Genomic DNA, 22,200 nt, shown 5'->3' on the forward strand with positions numbered 1-22,200 from the left:
CTGACCTCTCATTTCCAACCCTAGGAGCACCGCAGCATGAAAACTTCTTCATCTTTCAAGACTTTGACCAGCACCGTGGCACTGGCCTGCGCCTTTGGCGGCCTGATGAGCGCCGCTCAAGCAGAAACCACCGTGCGTCTGGGCTTTGCAGCGCCTTTGACCGGCCCTCAGGCGCACTACGGTGAAGACATGCGCAACGGCCTGACACTGGCGCTGGAAGAGGCCAACGCCAAGGGCATCAAGCTCGATGGTGATACCGCCAAATTCGTGCTGGTCTCCAAAGATGACCAGGCAGACCCCCGCACCGCCGTGCAGGTTGCACAGCAAATTGCGGACGCCAAGGTCAACGGCATGCTGGGCCACTTCAACTCGGGCACCACCATTCCTGCATCGCGCGTGTACAACGACGCAGGCATTCCCCAGATCGCCATGGCCACATCGCCTGAGTACACCTTGCAAGGCTATGACAACACCTTCCGCATGATGACCAGCGATACCCAGCAAGGTGCAGCAGTGGGCGTGTTCATGGTCAAGGATCTGAAGGCCAAGAAGATTGCCATCATTGATGACCGCACCGCTTACGGCCAAGGTCTGGCAGACCAGGTCATCCAGGCCGTCAAGCGCGCTGGCGGCACCGTCGTGGCCCGCGAATACACCACGGACAAGGCCAGCGACTTCACCGCCATCCTCACCAGCATCAAAGCCAAGGGTGCTGAAGCCATCTTCTTTGGCGGTCTGGACGCACAATCGGGCCCCATGCGCCGCCAGATGGCCACGCTGGGTCTGACCCAGCCGCTGGTCTCGGGTGAAATGACCCGCAGCGACACCTTCCTGCGTCTGGCTGGCGACGCCGCCAACGGCACCTATGCATCGCTGGCCGGCGTACCCCTGAAAACCATGGCCCAGGGTGAGAAATTTGCCGCAGCCTACAAGGCCCGCTTCAAGGCCGATCCCGGCGTTTACGCGCCCTACGCCTATGACGGCGCATGGAACATGATCACGGCCATGCAAGCTGCAGGCTCTGCCAAGGGCGACAAATACCTGCCCAAGCTGGCAGGTCTGAAGCGTAGCGGTGCCACCAGCGCCAACATTGCCTATGACAAGAATGGCGATCTGAACGAAGTGGCCGTGACCATCTACACCGTCAAGGGCGGCAAGTGGGAAGAGGTCAAGACCATCGTGGATTCGGCCAAGTAATGCGAGCCTGCCACCGCCCGCTTGCATGGGCGGTGGCAGCTGCTCAGGCAGCCATTTGCTGTGATTGACTTCACCGCAACATCTCGGACTTGCCACTCACAGCAAGTTCATTTTTTTCCGACTGCCCACGCCGCGCGGCGCGCCCGTCATGGATATTTTTCTGCAACAAATCATCAACGGCCTGACTGCTGGCAGCGTATATGCGCTGGTAGCACTGGGCTACACCATGGTCTACGGCATCATCGGTCTGATCAACTTCGCCCACGGCGATGTGGTCATGGTCGGTGCCATGACCGCTACCAGCGTAGTGCTGGGGCTGGTTGGCCACTTTGGTGACGTCTCTGTTTTCGTGGCTCTGGGCGCGGCACTTTTAGTGTCCATTCCTGTGTGCATGGCACTGGGCTGGACCGCTGAGCGCATTGCCTATCGACCACTGCGCCGTGCCCCCCGCTTGGCGGCTCTGATAACGGCCATTGGCGTGTCCATCATCATTCAGAACGTGGCCATGATGGCCTGGGGCCGCAACTACCTGAATTTTCCGCATGTCATCGAACCCACCGTCTTTCAGGTTGGTGATGCACGCTTGAGCATGCTGCAAATTGCCATCATGCTGGGCTCTGCGCTGATCATGGTGGCCTTGCTGCTGCTGGTACACAAAACACGCCTGGGCATGGCCATGCGCGCTACCGCACAAAACCGTGAAGTCGCGGGCTTGATGGGTGTGAACATCAACACCGTCATCTCAGCTGCCTTCCTGATTGGCTCTGCCCTGGCTGCGGTGGCCGGCGTAATGATCACCAGCTACTACGGCGTGGCGCAATACACCATGGGCTTCATGCTGGGCCTGAAAGCGTTTACCGCGGCGGTGCTGGGCGGCATTGGCAACCTGGGTGGCGCCATGCTGGGAGGCCTGCTGCTGGGCTTGATTGAGGCACTGGGCTCAGGCTACGTGGGCAGCCTGACCAATGGCGTATTTGGCAGCCACTACCAAGACGTGTTCAGCTTCATCGTGCTGGTGGTGGTACTGATCTTCCGCCCCTCTGGCTTGCTGGGCGAGCGTTCAGGAGACCGTGCATGAGCCACACCGCTTCGACCTCCAAACACCGCACTCCGGCCAAAGTCTGGCTGGGCGCATTTGCAATTGGTGCGGTGCTGCTGATGCTGCCTTTCTTGCTGGGCGCTACCGCCGGGCAGGGCTGGATTCGCATCCTGAACTTTGCACTGCTGTATGTGATGCTGGCCCTGGGCCTGAACATTGTGGTGGGCTTTGCAGGCCTGCTGGATCTGGGCTATATCGCCTTTTACGCCGTGGGTGCCTATGCCTGGGCGCTGCTGGCATCGCCACACTTTGACCTGCACCTGCCTTTTTGGATCGTGCTGCCCATCGGAGTCGCACTGGCGGCCATGGCAGGCATTGCGCTGGGGTTTCCGGTGCTCAAGCTGCGGGGCGATTACCTGGCCATCGTCACACTGGGCTTTGGTGAAATCATTCGTATCTTCATGAACAACCTGGATGCGCCGGTGAACATCACCAATGGCCCCCAGGGGATCAACCGCATCGATACCGTCAAGATTGGCGAATGGGCACTGGGTCGCCCGGAAACCATTCTGGGCTTTCGCATCACTGGGCCCGAGAAGTACTACTACCTGCTGATGGCGCTGGTGATTGTCATCATCTTCATCTGCATCCGCCTGCAAAACTCGCGCGTGGGGCGTGCCTGGGAGGCCGTCCGTGAAGACGAGATTGCCGCCAAGGCCATGGGCATCAACACACGCAACATCAAGCTCATGGCCTTTGGCATGGGTGCCAGTTTTGGTGGTGTGGCCGGTTGCCTGTTTGCCTCCATGCAAGGCTTTGTCAGCCCGGAAAGTTTTGGGCTGAGTGAATCGATTGCCATCTTGTGCATGGTGGTGCTGGGGGGCATGGGCCATGTACCCGGTGTTGTGGCGGGTGCGCTGCTGCTGTCCATCTTTCCTGAAATTTTGCGCAACATCGTGGTGCCCGTTCAAGAAACGCTGTTTGGCAGCGTAGTGGTAGACCCGGACGCCATTCGCATGCTGCTGTTTGGAGTGGCGCTGGTAACGGTGATGATCTTCCGCCCAGAAGGCCTGTGGCCCTCTGCGGTGCGCAAGCGTGAATTGAACAGTGGCAAGGAGACAAAGGCATGAGCGCATTGCCACACACCCACCAAGGCATCGCCACCGGCCAGCCTTTGCTCATTGCCAAAGGCCTGAGCAAACGCTTTGGCGGCCTGCAAGCCTTGAACGATGTGAGTTTTGAGATTCGCAAGGGCGAAATTTTTGGCCTGATTGGCCCCAACGGGGCAGGCAAAACCACGCTGTTTAATGTGATGACGGCGCTGTACATCCCCGAATCTGGCAGCTGCCAGTTTCAGGGGGTAGAGCTCACCCGCCTGAAGCCGCATGAGATCGCCATACAGGGCTTGGCGCGCACGTTCCAGAACATTCGCCTGTTCTCTGCCCTGACTGCGCTGGAGAACGTGATGATTGGCCAGCACCTGCGCACACAGGCCGGTCTGTGGGGTGCCATTGTGCGCAACCAGGCCACACGCCAGGAAGAAGCCCGCACCGAGGCCCGGGCGCTGGAGCTGCTGGAGTACGTAGGCATCTCTCACGTTGCCAATGAGGTGGCGTCATCGCTGTCGTATGGTGACCAGCGCCGCCTGGAAATTGCACGTGCTCTGGCCACCAGCCCCGCGCTGCTGGCTCTGGATGAGCCTGCCGCAGGCATGAACCCCTCTGAGACGGTGGTGCTGCGCACGCTGATCGAAAAGATTCGGGATGACGGCATCACCGTGCTGCTGATTGAGCACGACATGAAACTGGTGATGAACATGTGTGACCGCGTACTGGTGCTGGAATACGGCCAGGTGCTGTCCTATGGACTGCCGCACGATGTACAGCGTGACCCGCGCGTGATCGAAGCCTATCTGGGTAAAGGTGCGGCACAAGACCCGCTGCTGCACCCCGAACTTACCCACCCTACCCAACAAGAGCCTCGCCATGACTGAAGCGAACGCCCCCACCCCCATGCTGGATGTGCGTGGCATTGACGTTGCCTACGGCGGTATCCGCGCCGTGCGCAAGCTCAACTTGCACGTCAACCCCGGAGAGCTGGTTGCGCTGATTGGTGCCAACGGCGCAGGTAAAAGCACCACGTTGCGCGCTATTTGTGGCCTGGTGCCACTGGCAGCAGGTGCCATCCACTACAAAGGCCAAAGCCTGGCAGGCCAGCCCGTGCATGCCATGGTGCGCCAGGGACTGGTGATGGTGCCGGAAGGCCGCGGCATTTTTCCACAGCTGACCATTGAAGAAAACCTGAGCATGGGTGCCTACAGTCGCAGCGACAAAGCCGCGATTGCTCACGAAGTCGAGCAGGTCTACCAGCGTTTTCCGCGTCTGGCAGAGCGCCGCAAACAAACCGCAGGCACCTTGTCCGGTGGCGAGCAGCAAATGGTGGCCATGGGCCGCGCCATCTTGTCCAAGCCCCAGTTGCTGCTGCTCGATGAACCCACCATGGGGCTTGCGCCCATCATGGTGGACAAGATCTTTGAAGTGATCGAAGACATTTCCAAGCAAGGCGTCACCATCTTGCTCATCGAGCAAAACGCCCGCCTGGCACTGGAAGTGAGCCAGCGCGGCTATGTGCTGGAGTCGGGTGAGCTCACGCTGCAGGGCCCCGGGCACGAGCTGCTGCACGACCCGAAAGTGCGCGCCGCCTATTTGGGCGAATGAGCATGCGCTGCCTGGCAGCGCCCGGCAAAAAAGGCTTCCCAAGGGAAGCCTTTTTGTCTTCTGGATGCAGCCCTGCTACGCGGCCAGTTTTCGGATTTTGAACGCAGCAACAATCTGAAGAACGCCATAGAACAAAGCGCCTACGCCAATCCAGATCACCGCCACAATCAGCCCGGCAATCGGTGCTGCCAGCATCAGGCCGCCGAGAACCACGCCCAGCACGCCGCTCAAAATCAGCATCCATTCGTTGTCGATTTCTTTGCGAACGCGTACCGCAAAGATGATGCGCAGCACACCCGAAATAATGAACCAGACCGCCATCACCGTCACGAAGGCGGCGGCCATGGACACAGGGTTGGCTACAGCCATCACGCCAAAGAGCAGCGAGAGCAGCGCGTAAACAATCATCCAGCCCCGCGAAATGGGCAAATTCTTATTAAAGACAGCGATCAAACTCACGATGCCTTCGGCAATGGCCAGCAGGCCAATCGCCCACGTAATGCCTGCACCCGCGCGTACCGGCTCAAAAATGGCCATCAATCCAAACAAGGTGGACAAGATACCGAAGAGCAAAATCACCCACCAGGTTCGGCCGATGGTCAGTTGCAGTGCACTCGCTTGTGGATTCTGAGTTCCCATAACACCTCCATTGACATAAGTTTTTTTCAGTATGACCTTGTTTCATCCTGCGGCGCATGCCAGTCGCCTTCTGAGGCATTTTGCCTACATGCCCGTGCAAGGCCTGCCAGATTAGTATTGTTGCTGGCGCATGATTTTCACCCTCACAGCCAACGACATGGACAGGAGCCCCACATGCTGGACTGGAACGAATACCGCAAAGAACTTGCAGGCCGATTGGGTGAATTTGCCACCCTCAGCCCCGGCACCATGGAAGGCTACAAAGCACTTTCCACCGCAGGCAGCAAGACCCACCATCTGGATGCCAAGACGCGCGAGCTGATTGCGATTGCCGTGGGCGTCACAACCCGCTGTGACGGCTGTATTGCCGTGCACACCAAGGCAGCCAAAGCGGCTGGCGCAACCAGAGAGGAAATAGCCGAAGCACTGGGCGTGGCCGTGGCCTTGAATGCCGGTGCTGCGATGGTCTATTCCGCTCGAGCGCTGGATGCCCTTGGCGAATAAATAGGGACGGTTTTTCCAAAAAAAAGGCTTCCAGATAGAAGCCTTTTTTCAATTTAAGTAGCTGCTTGCGCTTACACCACCTGCGTTTCAGATGGTTTTCTATCTGAAACGTAGTAGACACCAGCGCTGGCAGCTCACTTTTAATTCAACATTAAACCGGAATGCCCACCAGATCGTGCCCTTGCACGCCCAGGATACGCACGGAGATCAGCTCTCCAGTCTTGTAGGTCTTGCTGGCCTTTTCGGGCGGCTGGATATGCACCACACCGTCAATCTCAGGCGCATCGGCATAGGTACGGCCAACGCCGCCCTTCTTGCCCAGGCCCACAGACTTGTCGACCAGCACCTTCATGACCTGGCCCACACGGCGCTGCAGGCGCTGCGTGGAGACCTCTTCAGCCACTTCCATGAAGCGGGCACGGCGTGCTTCGCGCACTTCCAGCGGCAGCATACCGGGCAGCTCATTGGCCGTAGCGCCTTCCACAGGGCTATAGGCAAAGCAGCCTGCACGGTCAATGTCCGCTTCGCGGATGAAGTCCAGCAAGTGCTCAAACTCTTCTTCAGTCTCACCGGGAAAGCCAGCGATAAAGGTCGAGCGAATCACCAGCTCCGGGCAAATCTTGCGCCATTCGCGGATGCGGTCCAGATTCTTTTCACCAGAGGCCGGGCGCTTCATGCGCTTGAGCACATCGGGGTGGCTGTGCTGCAAGGGCACATCAAGGTAAGGCAGGATTTTGCCTTCGGCCATCAAAGGCAAAACGGCATCAACCGTCGGATAGGGATACACATAGTGCATGCGCACCCACGCGCCGTGTTGCTGGGCCAGCTTGCCCAGCTCATCGGCCAGCTCCAGCATGCGTGTCTTGACAGGTTTGCCGTCCCAGAACCCGGTGCGGTACTTCACGTCCACGCCATAGGCAGAGGTGTCCTGACTGATCACCAGCAACTCTTTCACACCGCCTTCAAACAGCGCTTTGGCTTCCTTGAGCACGTCACCAATCGGGCGCGAAACCAGGTCACCGCGCATGGACGGGATGATGCAGAAAGTGCAACGGTGGTTGCAGCCTTCCGAAATTTTCAGGTAGGCATAGTGCTTGGGTGTGAGCTTGATCCCCGCCTCGCCAAAGCTGCCAGGCACCAGATCCACAAAGGGGTCGTGCGGCTTGGGCAGGTGGGTGTGCACAGCATCCATCACCTCTTGCGTCGCGTGAGGGCCTGTCACCGCCAGCACGCTGGGGTGAATTTCAGCCACCATGGTGGCGCCGCCTTCCTTGCCCGCCTTGGCACCCAGACAGCCCGTGACAATCACCTTGCCGTTGACAGCCAGCGCTTCGCCAATCGTGTCCAGGCTTTCTTTGACAGCGTCGTCAATAAACCCGCAGGTGTTCACGATCACCAGATCCGCGCCTTCGAAGGTCTTGGAAGTCTGGTAACCCTCAGCGCTCAGCTGGGTCAGGATGAGTTCAGAGTCGGTCAAGGCTTTGGGGCAGCCCAAACTGACGAAGCCCACTTTAGGGGCGCTGTTTTCGGTGATCATTGTGTGAATACTTGTGGGGGATTGCGCCAACTGCGCACAACCTGCGCAGGGAAATCTAAGTCCCGGCCGGCGAAATCAAGGGGTGATTTTAACGAGTGACGTCTTTTTGTGCCCAAAGCCAAGCCCATAGCCCAGCAGCGGCATAAAAAAACGGGCCACATGGCCCGCTGCACGAACGCGGCAATGCTCAGCGCTTGATGCCAAACATGCCCATCATCTGCTCCGTCTGCTTTTGCATTTGCTCTTGCATTTTTTGCATTTGCTCGGTGTAGCTTGCAGACACCATGGGGTTGGGCATCTGCAGCATCTTGGCCCAGGCATCGACACCACCGCCCTGCTCAGCCATCTTGCCCTGAAAGTCCGTGAACATCTGCACGTTCTTTTCAATGAAACTGCCCATATGCCCCTGCATGGTGTGCCCGTAGAAACGAATAATGTTTGCCAGCATGGGCTCGGTAAACATGGGAGCACCACCGGCTTCTTCTTCCAGAATGATTTGCATGAAGATAGAGCGCGTGAGGTCATCGCCTGTCTTGGCGTCTTTCACCACGATGTTTTCGCGCTCCATCACCAGTTGCTTGACTTCTGCCAGCGTGATGTAGGTAGACGTTGCCGTGTCGTACAAGCGGCGATTGGGGTACTTCTTGATGACGCGCTGGTTGCTGGGTGCAGAGGTTGAGGTGTTTTCTTGTGCGGTCATCGGCAAATTCTCATGGCGAACGGGGAAAAGAGGGGGGTCGGCGCGTGCAGCCATTGTAGGAAAGGCTTTCTTGTCGCAGCGCAGCACTAACCCTAGCCAAGCTCACGATGTATCTTGTAAAAATATGAGCTTCAAGTGCTTTTACGGCAGGCATTTCAGCATGTTTCATGCTTTCCCACAAGCATTGTGCTTGCCTTGCTCGACCACTTTTCTGAAATTTCCAGTCAGATACAGGCAGCACTGCGCACCGCCACCACCCAGGCATTTCTTGCCCGCAAGGGGCTTTCTGGAGCAGTACGTTTTCGAGCATTTCTCTCCAAAAACAAACCGCACAATTTGTAAAAAATAACAGGAAATTGCTGTCAGAAAAATACCAAGAAATGACGGACGGCTGTGACAGTCGGTCTCCTACACACGCTGCGCCAACGCTGGCGCACACTGAGCCACAGGCAAACAGCATTTGTTTGTCGGTCACTATCCTGAAGGAGTAACTTATGGCCCAGCAACAGCAAAACCATGTGAACCAGCAGCAAGACCAAGACAAGACTGCCAAGGAAAAGCAGCAACAGCAGCAAGCACCCAACCAGCAGCAGCCCGGGCAGCAAAAACAGCAGCCCAGTCAACAGCGCTGAGATTTTGACTGGGAGGAAGGAGACCTACATGTCACCACTTCCCCAGACTCACTACACGCCTTGGAACGAGCAGCAGCCCTGGCCCCTACAGCTTGGTCAGCCGCTGACGGAACCCAAATACAGTCAACAGCAAAGCAAGTGCAATAAGCGGCAAATTGGCTCAGAGCCCAAGCCCTTAGCGCAGGAGCAAATGCACTAACCCGATAACAAGCAAGGCCCGCATGTGCGGGCCTTGCTTGTTATGGGCCTGCTTGCTGGGGCTTGGCACCATTCGTGGCGTGTACAAATGCCAGGGCCACCTCCAGGCCACACGCAAAGCCCTCAGGCGCAGATGTAAAAGTCAATACAGCACCGTGCTTGTCGGCAATGGTTTTCACAATGGACATGCCCAGGCCATAGCCAATGTGCTGCCTGTCCATGCGCGCATGCCGTTGCTGAATTTTTTGAATTTCCTCGGCGCTCAACCCTGCCCCGCTATCCCTGACCACCAGCGCGGCATGCGGTGCAGGTTGCACTTGCAGCACAACCGCACCCTGCGTATGGCGCAGTGCGTTCTCTATCAAATTGCGCAAGACAATGGCCAAACCATCAATATCTCCCCACACCCAGACTGCGCAGCAGGCATCAGGGGTGATGCAGTCCAGACGTTTCTGGGCCTGCGCTTGCTGCCAGAACTCTTGGGCTACTTCTTGCGCCAGCTGCACCAGGTTCACCCATGCAAAGTGGGCACTGTCACCACCTTCAGCCCGTGACAGCTGCAGCAGTCGCTCTGTGCGGTGGCTCAGCGTTTGCAGCGACTGCAGCGCCATGCGTACCTCATGCAGCGGCACGCTTGCACCCTGCTCCAGGGCTTGGTCCACCGCCGTCTGTAAACGCAGCCGCACCTCCGCCAGTGGCGTGCGCAGTTCATGCGCTGCATTGGCAGCCAGCGAACGCTCTACATTCAGCGCCTCCCCAAGGCGGCCAAGCAACTGATTGACGCCCTCTCCCACGGCACGCAACTCCAAAGGCATGCCCTGCACTGACAAAGGCTGTAAATTGCTGCCGCTGCGTGAAGTGATTTGCTGCTGCAATTGCTCCACCGCACCCAGCTCGCGGCGTGCAACCATCGACACCAGCCACAGCAGCACCGGCAGTATCACCAGCAACACGGCGACCAGCCCCAAAACAATGCGCTGGCTGGTTTCACGGCGCTCACTCAAAGGGTCGGCAAGCTGCAGCCACACCTGGTACTGCTCGTCGTAGAGGCTGAACACACGGTAGTCATCGGTGTCATAAAAACCTTGCCGCAGAGGCACCGCAAAAGGTGAAGCAGGCGTAGCTTGTGTGCGCAGCAGCACCTGCCCGGTCACATTGCGCAACTGCAGCAGCAAAGCTTCTGCATGGTTGGACCCCGGCAACTCACCCATCACTTGCGGCCCCGCTTCCGAAGCGGTGGATGCCATGTCGCTCAACGCCTCGTGGATACTGGCTTGCTGGGGGTGGGCCAGCTGAACTTCCAGCAACGCTGGGTACAGCTGGCGGTGTGCGCTCTCGATCAGCTCCACATCAAAATTTTCCTGAATCTGGCTGTCCACATACCAAGCCACCAACGCAGTACTGAGCAACCACACGGCCAGGACAGCAGACGTCAACGCGCGGCTCAGGCGCTGCACCAGACTGAGGGGCATTTTCAACGTAGCAGTCATTGCGCAAGCAACCGATAGCCCGTACCGCGTACGGTTTCAATCAAGGCACTACCCAGCTTGCGCCGCAGGCGGCTGATGAAAACTTCCAGCGTATTGCTGTCACTGCTGGCATCCCATTGATAAAGCGCTTCTTGCAAACGCTCACGGGTGAAGATTTGCCCCGGGCGGCTGGCCAGTACACGCAGCAAGGCCCATTCCTTGGGCGTCAATATGATGGGCGACATGCCTTTGCGCACAGACTCCCGCGCCAAGTCAATGGTCACTTCAGCGCATTGCAGCACGGAGCTGTTTTGCGCCCCTCTGCGCCGCTCAATGGCACGCAGCCGGGCCAGCAGTTCTTCGGGGTCGTAAGGTTTGACCAGATAGTCATCTGCGCCTGCGTCCAGCCCCCGGATACGGTCACTGACCTGGTCCCGCGCTGTCACCACAATCACCGTGGGGCGTGCATTTTCTGCTAGGGCAGCGGCATGCAGAAATGGCAACAAATGCAACCCTTCCCCATCTGGCAGGTTCAAGTCCAAGAGCACGGCCGCATAGTGTGTCGTCGCAACAAAAGCGCGCGCCTGCTGCAAATCTTCAGCCCAATCGACGCTGAACTGCTTGCTCTTCAAATAGCTTAATACCGCCTGCCCAAGCGATCGATCGTCTTCTACCAAGAGGATTCGCAATTTCAGCCCCCATCGAATGAAGTGCCCAGTGTAGAAGGCCCGGAAAAAGCACTGAAAGCTGAACGCTGTCTGAACAGTAACTTCAGGGGATATTCAGACAGCTTTTTTAGAGTGCAAAGCATGACTGAATTGCACGCCCCTACCCCTCTTGGTGTTCCCACCAGTACCCGTCACAGCTTCCACCTTCCACACCTGCCTGCTCTCTCGGTGGCTCCGCGCTGGGCCGCCCTGCTCTTGGCCATCTGGTGCAGCCTGGCCTTGAATCAGGCCTGGTGGAGAAAATTGGCCGAGCTTTCCAGCGAACAAAGCCTGAGCGCATGGCAGATGACTCTGACCGCTTTGGTGCTCACTGCGGCCACCTATTTGTGGTTCATGCTGCTTTCATGGCCCAAAGTGCGGCGCGTGGGCTGGAGCATGACGCTGCTGGTAGCCGCATCGGTGCAGTATTTCATGCTGCACTACGGCATCGTGATGGACAGCAGCATGGTGCGCAATACGCTGCAAACCAATACCAGCGAAAGTCTGGCCCTGATGAGCAGTGGCTTGCTGGTGCACGTTTTGCTGTACGCAGGTCTGCCTATAGCGGCCCTGTACGGCTGGGTTGAGCTTAAATCCACAGCATGGCGCCGCGACCTGTGGCGTTCAGCACTGCTGGTCCTGACCAACATCGCTGTCTTGGTGGGTGGTGGCTTGCTGCTGTACAAGCCCATGGCACCGCTGGTGCGCAACCATACAGAGATTCGTTACCTCATCAATCCGCTGGCCAGCGTTGTGTCTTTCAGCCATGTCACGCTCAAGCCATTGTTCAAGCGACCGCTGGCATTTCAAGCCATCAGCAACGATGCCACTCTGGGCCGCAGCTATGGCCTGCAGGGCATGGGCATGACTGCCGCATCTGCGCCCGCTGCGGCATCCGGCAACAAACCGCCCTTGCTGGTTTTGATTGTGGGAGAGACCACGCGCGCGGACCACTTTGGCTTGAATGGCTATCCGCGCAATACCACGCCAGAGATGGAAGCACGCCATGTCATCAGCTGGCGCAACGTGCAGTCTTGTGGCACCAACACCTTGGCTTCTGTGCCTTGCATGTTTTCGCATTTGGGCAAAAGTGGCTTTGAGTCACGCAAGTTTGAATATGAAAATTTGCTCGACGTTCTGAACGCCGCAGGGCTGAACGTGGACTGGCTTGACAACCAGGCGGGCTGCAAAGATGTCTGCAATCGCATCTCGCATGCACAGGCTGACCAGGTGGCGAGCAAAGCCTTGGTTGAACGCTGGTGCAAAGACGGTGAATGCCTGGACCAGTTGATGGTGGAGCTTCTGAACGAACGCCTGCAGACGGTCAACAGCCATGGCAAAAACAAAGGCACCGTCTTGGTATTGCACCAAATGGGCAGCCATGGCCCCGCCTATTACCGCCGCTCTTCGCAGCCCAGCAAGCACTTTCAGCCAGAGTGCACAACCAATGTCACCTCAGACTGCAGCCGCGGCCAGCTGGTGAATGTGTATGACAACAGCATGGTGGAAACCGATCATTTCGTGGCCCGCACCATTGATTGGCTCAAAACCCAGCAAGACCGCTACGAAACTGGCCTGATTTACCTCTCGGACCACGGAGAGTCACTGGGTGAAAACGGCCTTTACTTGCATGGCTTGCCCTACGTGATCGCGCCGCAAGCGCAAAAACATGTGCCTTGGGTTTTGTGGCCCGGCTCCTTGCTCAGCCGCACAAGGGTCAATGAGACGTGTGTGCGCCAGGATCTGGATCAGGCACTGACACATGATAATTTTTATCACACCGTACTGGGGCTCTTGGATGTGCGTAGCAACAGCTACCAAAGCGCACGCGATGCACTGCAAAACTGCAGACCCGCCACACCCAAGACCTTCAGTTAAGGCCATCCGTGATGTCACACACACCACTGGCCCAGGCAGGCAGCAGCCTGCAAGCATCTGCACCACAGCAGGCACCGATCCAAGATGCCAATCCTCAGAAAAATCGCACAGGCTTTCAGCGCATCTGGCACGCCACCTTGTACTCGCTGCAGGGTCTGCAGGCTGCATGGCAAGAAAAAGCATTTCGCCAAGAAGCCTGTCTGGCCGTGGTGCTCATACCCGCTGCCTGCTGGCTCGGCCAGAGCTGGGTGCAAGCATTCATACTGATTGCGACGGTATGTCTGGTCTTGGTCGTCGAACTGCTCAACTCCGCCGTGGAAGCGGCAGTAGACCGCATCGGTCTGGAGTGGCATGCACTGTCCAAAAAAGCAAAAGACTTTGGCAGTGCTGCCGTGTTCATGGCACTGCTGCTGTGCGCAGGGGCCTGGATCACTGCTGTGTACAGCTACTTTTTCTAATGCCCGCGATGGACAAGGCAAAGCGTACGCCGGCTTGCACCGACGCTTTACCCCAACCTCGCGTTGCTCACCACATCAAGCTACTTTGGCAATCACCTGACCTGCCTGCAAAACTGCACCGGCCTGCACCTGGATTTGAATCGTGCCGTGCGCAGTTGCAAGAATGGGGGTTTCCATCTTCATCGATTCGATCAGCGCCAGCACATCCCCTTCGCGCACTTGGGCGCCTTCCAGCACCTTCCATGCAACCAAGCTGCCGGCCATAGGGGCCACAAGGTCTCCGCTGTGGACTGCAGGGGCAAGGGGTGCAGCGCTGGCTTGCACGCTGCCAGCGCGGCCCAAGCCTTGCAGCAAGCTTGCAGGCAAACCCAGCACCACCCGTTTGCCATCAATTTCGATGCAACTGCGATGCAGGGGCGCATCAGGCACTGCATCGGGGCGCGGTGCCGCTGCCCAGGACTGCTGCATCTCGGTTTCAATCCAGCGCGTATGCACGCCAAATCCTTGCTCTGCCGTAAATGCTGCATCACTGACTACCGCCCGGTGAAACGGCAAGACCGAGGCAACACCTTCAATATCAAACTCGTGCAAGGCACGGCGGGCGCGCGCCAATGCCTGCTCACGCGTTGCGCCCGTGACGATGAGTTTGGCCATCATGGAGTCAAAGCTGCCAGGCACCGTACTGCCGGACACGACACCACTGTCAACGCGCACACCGGGGCCGCTGGGCGCAGCAAACCGATGAATACACCCCGGCGTTGGCAGATAACCGCGCCCGGGGTCTTCCGCATTGATTCGAAACTCAATGCTGTGCCCGCGCGGAGCCGGTGTTTCGGTGAACGACAGAGGCAAGCCATCGGCAATGCGCAGTTGCTCCAGCACCAGATCCACGCCCGTGGTTTCTTCGGTCACCGGGTGCTCCACCTGCAAGCGCGTATTGACTTCCAGAAAAGAGATTTGCCCGCCACGACTGAGCAAAAACTCCACCGTGCCCGCGCTCACATAGCCAGCCGACGCGCAAATGTCGCGTGCAGACTGGTGAATGCTGCTGCGTTGCGCATCGCTCAAGAAAGGTGCCGGAGCTTCTTCTACCAGCTTTTGGTTGCGCCGCTGCAGGGAGCAATCGCGCGTACCCACCACGACGACGTGACCGTGCTGATCGGCCAGAATTTGTGCCTCAATGTGGCGGGGGCGATCCAGAAATTGCTCCAAAAAGCATTCCCCACGACCAAAGGCGGCTGTGGCCTCACGTACCGCAGATTCATACAGCTCGGCCACTTCCTCCATCTGCCACGCCACCTTCAGGCCACGGCCTCCGCCACCAAAGGCCGCTTTAATGGCCACCGGGAAACCGTGTGTCTTGGCAAAGCTCACGACTTCTTGGGCGCTTTGCACCGGCTCTGCCGTGCCGGCCACCAAAGGCGCACCAACCTGCAATGCAATCTTGCGTGCCGCTACCTTGTCGCCCAGAGCTTCAATCGTTTCGGGGCGGGGGCCAATCCATACCAAACCGGCATCCATCACCGCCCGTGCAAACTCGGCGCGCTCCGACAAAAAACCGTAGCCAGGGTGCACGGCATCTGCCCCGCTTTGCTTGGCGATAGCCAGCAGCTTGGCAATGTCCAGATACGTCTCGGCAGAGCGCACACCATGCAACGCCCAGGCTTCATCGGCAGCGCGTACATGCAGCGCATCAGCATCAGGGTCGGCATACACGGCTACCGAAGCCACGCCGTAGTCTTTGCAGGCACGGGCAATGCGAACGGCAATTTCGCCACGGTTGGCAATCAAAACTTTGCGAATCATCGTCTTCCTTTCGCGCCCCCAGTGTCTGGGTCAGCGCTCAATATCAATGCTGCTCAAAAAACGGCGCCACTACGTTGAAACGAATACGGCAACCCACAGGAATCTGTGCTGCCAGCCCCAGGTGGTAGCTGGCCACCGCCGCAATGACGGGGTAGCCGCCCGTAAGTGGGTGGTCGGCCAAAAACAGTACAGGCTGCCCATTGATAGGCACTTGAATGGCCCCGGCAACCGTTCCTTCGCTGGGCAGCTCATCGTGGCGGCTGCGCTCCAGAGCTTGCGCCCCTGTCACACGGATGCCGACGCGGTTGCTTTGCGGCGTCACCAGCCACTCCTGCTGCGCAAAGGTCTGCAGCGCTTGCTCTGTGAACCAGTCCGTGCGCGGGCCCAGCACCACATCCAGCACCACCACATCACCCGCTTTGGGTAAAACGATGGCTGGCAAGCAGCACAGCTGTACCGGGCGCAAATCTGCTGGAGCAACGGCACTGCCGACTGGCACGCGCTGCCCACTTTGCAGGGGTGCAGGGCCGATCAACGCCAGGGTGTCGGTGGCACAGCTGCCCAGTACCGGCTCAACCTGCCAGCCGCCGCGCACAGCAAGGTAGCTGCGCACACCTGCGGTGGGTGCATGCAGTTGCAGCACATCCCCATCATTCAAGGCCACTGGCGCATAAGCTGCGACGGGCCATGCGCCACCTTGGGCACTGTGCACGGTCAACGACGCTTGCGCGCCCGTGATGGCTACGGTGGTTGCACCATGGCTGCGCAACCGCATCTGGCCCAGCACGTTCTCCAGCACCGGTGTGGCTACAGGGTTGCCCACCAGCCGGTTGGCCTGGTGCATGGCCACGGTATCCAGCGCTCCAGAGGCAGAAATGCCCAGCCCCGACATGCCATGGCGCCCACCATCCTGCACCAGCGTTTGCAAGCCGGCAGAAACAAATTCAATCGCTGTCAGCGCTTGCTGTGATTGCGCTGGAGGCTGTTTTGACTCGATGATGTTATGCGCAGGCAAATGCACCCGCGTCACCTTGCGCGCGGCATCGACAAACTGCACACGAAAGCCCGGTTGCACATAGGCGGGTTCAGGCCGCTGCAGATCCCACATCGGTACATCTGTCACGCCAATGAGCTGCCAGCCACCTGGGCTGGCGCTGGGATAGACGGCGCTGAAGTTCCCTCCCAAAGCCACCGAGCCTGCAGGCACCTTGGTGCGCGGCGATTGGCGCCGAGGCATCTGAAAATTGGCCCCGCCAGACAGGTAGACAAACCCCGGGGCAAAGCCGGCGAAAGCTGCGTCATAAGGTTGCGCGGTGTGCCGCTCAATCACCTGTGCCACAGAGATTCCAAGCAGCTCGGCCACATCGGGTAAATCTTCTCCGGTGTAACGCACAGCAATGTCCACCAAACGCCCCTGCACCGCCTCTGCGCTTTGCTGCGCCTGCGCCGCTTGCGCGCCGAGCGCTCGCAAGATGTCGATCAAGCTCGATGGGCTGATCACATGCGGCTCAAAGTGCACCAGCAAGGTTCGCGCGGCGGGTACCAACTCCTGCACACCCGGCAAGCGCTGCGCAGCCACGTGCCGGTACAAGGCCATGGTCTGCGCCAAATCATCCAGTTCGACCAGCAACGCTTTGTCACTGGCTGGCAAAAATCGCATGCTGCAGTCCTTCACGCCATCGACACAAAAGGCTGCAGGCTCACGCCCGCCTGCAGCAGGCGTTCGCGCATGCAGCGCGCCATCTCGACCGCACCGGGACTGTCACCATGCACACAGATAGAGTCTGCTTGCAGGCGAATACGTTTGCCGGTGATGGTTTCAATCTCACCGGTTTGCACCAGTTGCAGCATGCGCTGCGCAACCTGCTGGGGGTCATGCAGTACAGCCCCCGGCAGACGGCGGGACACCAGAGAGCCGTCTTCGTTGTAGGCGCGGTCGGCAAAGGCCTCTGCCACCACGCGCAAGCCACGCTCCTTGGCCCACTCAATCAGCGGAGCACCCGCCAGCGCCATCAGTGTCAGTTGCGGGTCCACCGCCTGAATGGCCTCAATCACATCCCCCGCCTGGCGGGCGTCCTGCGCAATGGTGTTGTACAGCGCACCGTGGGGCTTGACGTAACGTACACGCGTGCCCGCAGCCGTGGCCAGCCCTTGCAAGGCACCGATCTGGTAGATCACATCGCCCACCAGCTCGGCGCTGCTGGGGTCCATATTGCGGCGGCCAAAACCCGCCAAATCGGGATAGGCCACATGCGCCCCCACCGCCACACCGCGTGCAGCGGCTTGCTTGAGTGTTTGCAAGATGCCGGCGGGGTCTCCGGCATGAAAGCCGCATGCCACATTGGCACTGCTCACGATATCCAGCATGGCTGCATCGTCACCCATGCGCCATGCCCCATAGCTTTCACCCAGATCACTGTTGATGTCCATCTTGTATCCTCTTTCTTCAAACACCACGTCTTGATTGTTGAACAATCAAAGCAAATTCCTTACCAGCATCTTCACCATGCAGTCTCGGCACTTTTCTACCAGCACCACCCCCACCAGCCTGGCTGACACCGTCGCCAGCAACATTCGCCAGCAACTTATCCACGGCGAGCTGCGTGCCGGACAGCATCTGTCAGAAGCGGCACTGAGCCAGCAGCTGGACATTTCACGCAACACCTTGCGGGAAGTGTTTCGCATCCTCATCAAAGAGGGGCTGCTGCGCCACGAACCCAATCGGGGCGTCTCCGTCGTTGTTCCATCCATTGCAGACATCATTGACATCTACCGCGTACGCCGCCTCATCGAGTGCCCTGCACTGGAAAAAGCATGGCCCCTGCATCCTTCGCACAAACGCATGCGAGAGGCTGTTCAAGACGCCCAGCAAGCCCGCGATGCCAAAGACTGGCGCCGCGTGGGCTCTGCCAACATGGCTTTTCATGCCGCCATCGTGGCTTTGAGTGACAGCGACCGCCTGTCCGCCATGTTTGAAGACCTGACCGCAGAGCTGCGTCTGGCCTTCGGCATGCTCGATGACGCCGAATACCTGCACGCCCCCTATGTCGACCTCAACGCACGCCTGCTGCAAATGTTCATCGAAGGCCAGACCGCTGCCGCTGCACGCGAGTTGGAGACTTACCTTGTTCAATCCGAACGCATGGTTCTTGCCGTGTACGCACGGCACATTCCCTGAACCATTACAAAGCATGAATTGCACCAAATTTGGGCAAACGAAGAACAATGCACCAAGTTTGATTGAACAATTAATACCAAAACAACCAACAACGTAACGCTACATCACCCACAAATACTCTGTATTGTTGAAATCCCTGATGGTCATCTGTCAATGACGGTGGTACTTTTGGCACGCGATTTGCCTATAACACTGAGACAAGGGGCTGCAACGTCTTTCCGAGATCTGCCCAGCCACCTTCATTGCCACCCTTTGCAAGGAGCCATCCATGAAGCGTCGAATTTTTTGTGCTACAGCCACTCTCGTAGCCAGCATCGGTTTTAGCGGCACAGCCGCTGCACAGACCAAGTGGGATTTCGCCACAGCCTATGCAGCCCACAATTTCCATTCCAAGAACAACGAGCAATTTATCAAGGACGTGGACGCAGCCACCCAGGGCAAGCTCAAGATCACGCCGCACTTTGGCGCGTCGCTGTTCAAGATGCCTGAAATCAAGCGTGCCGTGCAAACTGGCAATGCACAGATGGGTGAGTTCTTTTTGGTGAGCTTCCAGAACGAATCACAGATCTTTGGCGCCGATGGTTTGCCTTTCCTGGCCAGCAACTACGACGAAGCCTTCAAGCTGTACCAAGCGCAAAAACCATTGCTGCAAAAGCTGCTGGACAAGCAAGGGCAGGTTTTGCTGTATTCCGTCGCATGGCCCCCACAAGGCATTTACACCAAGAAACCCATCAGCTCAGCCGCTGACCTCAAGGGCATGAAATGGCGTGTCTACTCCCCCACCACCGCCCGCATTGGTGAACTGGTGGGCGCACAGCCCGTCACCATTCAAGAGGCTGAACTGTCTCAAGCATTGGCAACAGGTGTGGTTGAAGGCTTGATCACCTCCAGCGCCACTGGTGCAGATAACAAGCTGTTTGAAAACCTGAAGTATTACTACAACGTGCAAGCCTGGATTCCCAAGAACGCCGTTGTCGTAAGCAAGAAAGCCTTCAATGCGCTGGGCAAGCCAGAACAAGACGCCGTGCTGAAAGCCGCCAGTGCTGCCGAAGAGCGTGGCTGGAAAGAATCGCGCGAAGTGGATGCCCGCTCGATTGCCACCCTCAAAGCTGGCGGTGTCAGCGTAGAAGAGCCCTCTGCACAACTGAAGGCAGATTTGGCCAAGGTGGGGGATACCGTTATCAAGGAATGGCTGGAAAAAGCCGGCCCTGACGGTAAAACCATCGTGGACACTTTCAAAGCATCCAAGTAACTAGACCCAGCTTGTATTTTTTGCCCTTGCTGCAGCGCCTTGCCGTTCAAGGGCATTTTTGTTTTCCCATGCATTTCCGTGAACGCCTGCACGGGCAACACGAAGGACATTTGCGATGCGCAGATTGCTTGATGGTCTCTATGCCGCCAGCGCTTGGCTGGCAGGCATCTCGATGATAGGTGTGCTGCTCATGGTGCTGCTCACCATTGTCAGCCGTTTCTTTGGGTTCGCAGCCCCTGGCACCGATGCCTATGCCGGATATGCCATGGCAGGCGCGGGCTTCATGGCTTTGGCCAGCACGCTCAAAGCCGGCGAGCATATTCGCGTCACGCTGGTGCTGGGCATGCTCAAAGGCAAAGCCTACAAGGCACTGGAAGTAACAGCCTTGACGATCGCCACGCTGCTGGCTGGTTTTCTGGCCTTTTATGCCAGCCGCCTGGTTTGGCAGTCTTGGGAAATTGATGATATTTCCGTTGGCATTGATGCCACTCCGCTGTGGATTCCACAAATTTTCATGGCACTGGGGACGTTGATCTTCTTCATTGCGTTCTGTGATGAATTGGTGATGGAACTGCTAGGCAAGCGCAAGCCCCGAGAAACTGAGGATGCTCACCATGAATGAAATTTTCGCCAGCGTTGCACTGATCGTAGTGCTGCTCGTTTTACTGAGTGGCGGCGTGTGGGTCGGCCTGACTTTGGCCGGAGTGGCCTGGTTTGGCATGGAGTTTTTCACGGCACGTGCTGCCGGTGATGCGATGGCCATGACCATCTGGGGCTCTGCCAGCAGCTGGACGCTGACTGCCTTGCCTTTGTTTGTGTGGATGGGAGAGATTCTCTACCGCACCAACTTGTCCGAAAACATGTTTCGTGGCTTGGCGCCATGGGTCAATGCGCTGCCCGGCCGGCTGCTGCACACCAACGTCATTGGCTGCACCATCTTTGCCTCGGTGTCCGGCTCCTCCGCCGCAACGTGCGCTACAGTGGGCAAGATGAACATTCCGGAGCTGCAAAAACGCGGCTACACCGAAGCGCAAATCATCGGTTCGCTGGGTGGCCCTGCAACACTGGGCTTGCTGATTCCACCCTCCATCATTTTGATTGTGTACGGTGTATCGGCAGAACTGTCCATTTCCAAGCTGTTCATGGCGGGCGTGCTGCCCGGTTTGATGCTGGCGGTACTGTTCAGCGGCTGGATCATCGTGTGGGCTTTGCTCAACCCGGACAAAGTGCCCAAAGCCGATGCCACTTTGACATTCAAGCAAAAAGTGTATGAGGCGCGTCACCTGATTCCTGTGGTGCTTCTGATTTCCAGCGTGGTAGCCAGTATTTACAGCGGCATTGCAACTGCCACAGAAGCTGCAGCGATTGGTGTAACTGGTGCACTGATACTGTCTGCCTCACAAAAGGCATTGACGTGGGACAGCTTCAAGGCCTCCCTGTTTGGCGCTACCCGCCTGTACTGCATGATTGCACTGATCCTGGCTGGCGCAGCATTCATGACGCTATCCATGGGCTACATCGGCTTGCCACGCCAGCTGGCGGAGTATGTGGGCAGCTTGAACCTCTCCCCCGCCATGCTCATCGTGGTACTGGGTATCTTCTACATCTTGATCGGCTGCTTCCTGGATGGCATCTCCACCATCGTGCTGACCATGAGCGTTGTGCTCCCCATCATTCAGGCTGCAGGTATCGATCCGCTGTGGTTCGGCATCTTCCTGGTGATCACGGTGGAAACTGCCCAAATCACTCCGCCTGTGGGATTTAACTTGTTCGTACTGCAAAGCATGACCGGCAAGCAGATCACCTACATCGCCAAAGTGTGCGCCCCTTACTTTGGCTTGATGGTGCTGGCACTGGCTATCTTGTGGTTTTTCCCAGAAATCGTGACGGCGCTGCCTAACAAGATGTGACCGTACACAAAAAGGCCGCCACAGATTTCGCATTCTGTGGCGGCCTTTTTTTATGGCCCTGTCCATCCATGCTAAGTCTGGGCCACATGCACCCAGGCATAAAGCCCATGGCAGTCCAGCCGCCATGCATCACCAAACAGCAACGACGACGCAGCGGCACACAGCGTACACAGTAGATGGCCAAACCTGATTTTGTCTGCAAAACAATCCGGAATTACGAGACACCGCGGTCATGAATTTTGCCCAGGAAAAGTAATTTAACTATCAAATATGCGAGCGCAGTAGTCAGTACTCATAAGCCATAAGTGGCAATATTGACATTAGTCATTTTGTTGCTAAATGTATCTGCATCAAGGTAGTGAATCGCATACAAAAGCGA

At 57.9% G+C, this 22,200-nt stretch carries 22 protein-coding genes; 14 read left to right on the plus strand and 8 right to left on the minus strand.

Annotation, left to right across the window (positions count from 1 at the left end):
* Positions 1-36: 36 nt before the first annotated feature.
* The 5 genes from IB213_RS15895 to IB213_RS15915 all read left to right on the plus strand — a co-directional run bounded on the left by IB213_RS15895 (position 37) and on the right by IB213_RS15915 (position 4,953).
* Positions 37-1,197 (plus strand): branched-chain amino acid ABC transporter substrate-binding protein, encoded by a 1,161-nt coding sequence (locus tag IB213_RS15895; RefSeq protein WP_192407778.1) that lies wholly within the window; start codon positions 37-39, stop codon positions 1,195-1,197.
* A gap of 148 nt (positions 1,198-1,345) precedes the next feature.
* Positions 1,346-2,275 (plus strand): branched-chain amino acid ABC transporter permease, encoded by a 930-nt coding sequence (locus IB213_RS15900; protein ID WP_191721359.1) that lies wholly within the window; start codon positions 1,346-1,348, stop codon positions 2,273-2,275.
* The gene (locus tag IB213_RS15905) at positions 2,272-3,366 is read left to right on the plus strand and encodes an ABC transporter ATP-binding protein (protein ID WP_191721358.1); all 1,095 of its coding nucleotides are present in this window, start codon (positions 2,272-2,274) and stop codon (positions 3,364-3,366) included. The genes IB213_RS15900 and IB213_RS15905 overlap by 4 nt, the downstream gene beginning before the upstream one ends.
* Positions 3,363-4,229, plus strand: coding sequence for an ABC transporter ATP-binding protein (locus IB213_RS15910; RefSeq protein WP_191721357.1), 867 nt, complete (start codon positions 3,363-3,365; stop codon positions 4,227-4,229). Before IB213_RS15905 ends, IB213_RS15910 begins: the two co-directional genes overlap by 4 nt.
* A complete protein-coding gene (locus tag IB213_RS15915) occupies positions 4,222-4,953 on the plus strand; it encodes an ABC transporter ATP-binding protein (protein WP_192407780.1) in 732 nt (243 codons plus the stop codon). The genes IB213_RS15910 and IB213_RS15915 overlap by 8 nt, the downstream gene beginning before the upstream one ends.
* Positions 4,954-5,028: 75 nt before the next feature.
* Here IB213_RS15915 and IB213_RS15920 read toward each other — a convergent pair whose 3' ends face one another.
* Complete coding sequence (locus tag IB213_RS15920) at positions 5,029-5,592, minus strand: HdeD family acid-resistance protein (RefSeq protein ID WP_192407782.1); 564 nt, start codon at positions 5,590-5,592, stop codon at positions 5,029-5,031.
* 174 nt (positions 5,593-5,766) lie between these two features.
* Between IB213_RS15920 and IB213_RS15925 the strand changes: the two genes are divergently transcribed.
* Complete coding sequence (locus tag IB213_RS15925; RefSeq protein ID WP_191721354.1) at positions 5,767-6,096, plus strand: carboxymuconolactone decarboxylase family protein; 330 nt, start codon at positions 5,767-5,769, stop codon at positions 6,094-6,096.
* A 151-nt stretch (positions 6,097-6,247) separates the two neighbouring features.
* On the opposite strand, the gene rimO is transcribed toward IB213_RS15925, so the two are convergent.
* Complete coding sequence (rimO, locus tag IB213_RS15930) at positions 6,248-7,633, minus strand: 30S ribosomal protein S12 methylthiotransferase RimO (RefSeq protein ID WP_191721353.1); 1,386 nt, start codon at positions 7,631-7,633, stop codon at positions 6,248-6,250.
* A gap of 187 nt (positions 7,634-7,820) precedes the next feature.
* A complete protein-coding gene (gene phaR, locus IB213_RS15935; RefSeq protein WP_191721352.1) occupies positions 7,821-8,333 on the minus strand; it encodes a polyhydroxyalkanoate synthesis repressor PhaR in 513 nt (170 codons plus the stop codon).
* 195 nt (positions 8,334-8,528) lie between these two features.
* On the opposite strand from phaR, the gene IB213_RS15940 reads away from it, so the two are divergent.
* Both IB213_RS15940 and IB213_RS15945 read left to right on the plus strand, forming a co-directional pair.
* Positions 8,529-8,675 carry a hypothetical protein gene (locus IB213_RS15940; protein ID WP_192407784.1) on the plus strand — a complete coding sequence of 49 codons (147 nt, stop codon included), beginning with the start codon at positions 8,529-8,531 and terminating at the stop codon, positions 8,673-8,675.
* A 152-nt stretch (positions 8,676-8,827) separates the two neighbouring features.
* On the plus strand, positions 8,828-8,965 hold the full coding sequence (locus tag IB213_RS15945) for a transcription initiation factor TFIID subunit D10 (RefSeq protein WP_191721351.1): 138 nt from the start codon (positions 8,828-8,830) through the stop codon (positions 8,963-8,965).
* Between the two features lie 239 nt (positions 8,966-9,204).
* Here the strand turns inward: IB213_RS15945 and IB213_RS15950 are convergent, their stop codons facing one another.
* Positions 9,205-10,653 carry a HAMP domain-containing sensor histidine kinase gene (locus IB213_RS15950; RefSeq protein ID WP_192407786.1) on the minus strand — a complete coding sequence of 483 codons (1,449 nt, stop codon included), beginning with the start codon at positions 10,651-10,653 and terminating at the stop codon, positions 9,205-9,207.
* Positions 10,650-11,321, minus strand: a complete 672-nt coding sequence (locus IB213_RS15955) for a response regulator transcription factor (RefSeq protein WP_192407787.1) — start codon at positions 11,319-11,321, stop codon at positions 10,650-10,652. Before IB213_RS15955 ends, IB213_RS15950 begins: the two co-directional genes overlap by 4 nt.
* 120 nt (positions 11,322-11,441) lie before the next feature.
* On the opposite strand from IB213_RS15955, the gene IB213_RS15960 reads away from it, so the two are divergent.
* Both IB213_RS15960 and IB213_RS15965 read left to right on the plus strand, forming a co-directional pair.
* A complete protein-coding gene (locus tag IB213_RS15960) occupies positions 11,442-13,217 on the plus strand; it encodes a phosphoethanolamine transferase (RefSeq protein WP_192407789.1) in 1,776 nt (591 codons plus the stop codon).
* Between the two features lie 11 nt (positions 13,218-13,228).
* Positions 13,229-13,675, plus strand: coding sequence for a diacylglycerol kinase (locus tag IB213_RS15965; RefSeq protein ID WP_192407791.1), 447 nt, complete (start codon positions 13,229-13,231; stop codon positions 13,673-13,675).
* 75 nt (positions 13,676-13,750) lie between these two features.
* Here the strand turns inward: IB213_RS15965 and IB213_RS15970 are convergent, their stop codons facing one another.
* From IB213_RS15970 to IB213_RS15980, 3 genes are read right to left on the minus strand one after another with little or no spacing between them, the layout of a single operon-like run.
* Positions 13,751-15,478, minus strand: a complete 1,728-nt coding sequence (locus IB213_RS15970) for a biotin carboxylase N-terminal domain-containing protein (RefSeq protein WP_192407913.1) — start codon at positions 15,476-15,478, stop codon at positions 13,751-13,753.
* Positions 15,479-15,524: 46 nt separating this feature from the next.
* A complete protein-coding gene (locus IB213_RS15975) occupies positions 15,525-17,141 on the minus strand; it encodes a 5-oxoprolinase/urea amidolyase family protein (protein ID WP_192407793.1) in 1,617 nt (538 codons plus the stop codon).
* 11 nt (positions 17,142-17,152) lie between these two features.
* Complete coding sequence (locus tag IB213_RS15980) at positions 17,153-17,911, minus strand: LamB/YcsF family protein (RefSeq protein WP_191721346.1); 759 nt, start codon at positions 17,909-17,911, stop codon at positions 17,153-17,155.
* Between the two features lie 76 nt (positions 17,912-17,987).
* Here IB213_RS15980 and IB213_RS15985 point away from each other — a divergent pair, with 76 nt between their 5' ends.
* The 4 genes from IB213_RS15985 to IB213_RS16000 all read left to right on the plus strand — a co-directional run bounded on the left by IB213_RS15985 (position 17,988) and on the right by IB213_RS16000 (position 21,821).
* On the plus strand, positions 17,988-18,659 hold the full coding sequence (locus tag IB213_RS15985; RefSeq protein WP_191721345.1) for a GntR family transcriptional regulator: 672 nt from the start codon (positions 17,988-17,990) through the stop codon (positions 18,657-18,659).
* A 268-nt stretch (positions 18,660-18,927) separates the two neighbouring features.
* The gene (locus tag IB213_RS15990) at positions 18,928-19,911 is read left to right on the plus strand and encodes a TRAP transporter substrate-binding protein (RefSeq protein WP_191721344.1); all 984 of its coding nucleotides are present in this window, start codon (positions 18,928-18,930) and stop codon (positions 19,909-19,911) included.
* A 115-nt stretch (positions 19,912-20,026) separates the two neighbouring features.
* Positions 20,027-20,533 (plus strand): TRAP transporter small permease, encoded by a 507-nt coding sequence (locus IB213_RS15995; RefSeq protein ID WP_192407795.1) that lies wholly within the window; start codon positions 20,027-20,029, stop codon positions 20,531-20,533.
* Complete coding sequence (locus IB213_RS16000) at positions 20,526-21,821, plus strand: TRAP transporter large permease (RefSeq protein ID WP_191721342.1); 1,296 nt, start codon at positions 20,526-20,528, stop codon at positions 21,819-21,821. The genes IB213_RS15995 and IB213_RS16000 overlap by 8 nt, the downstream gene beginning before the upstream one ends.
* The last annotated feature ends 379 nt before the right edge of the window (positions 21,822-22,200 follow it).

This window comes from Comamonas sp. CMM02 (assembly GCF_014851485.1).
GTDB classification, from domain to species: domain Bacteria; phylum Pseudomonadota; class Gammaproteobacteria; order Burkholderiales; family Burkholderiaceae_C; genus Comamonas; species Comamonas avium.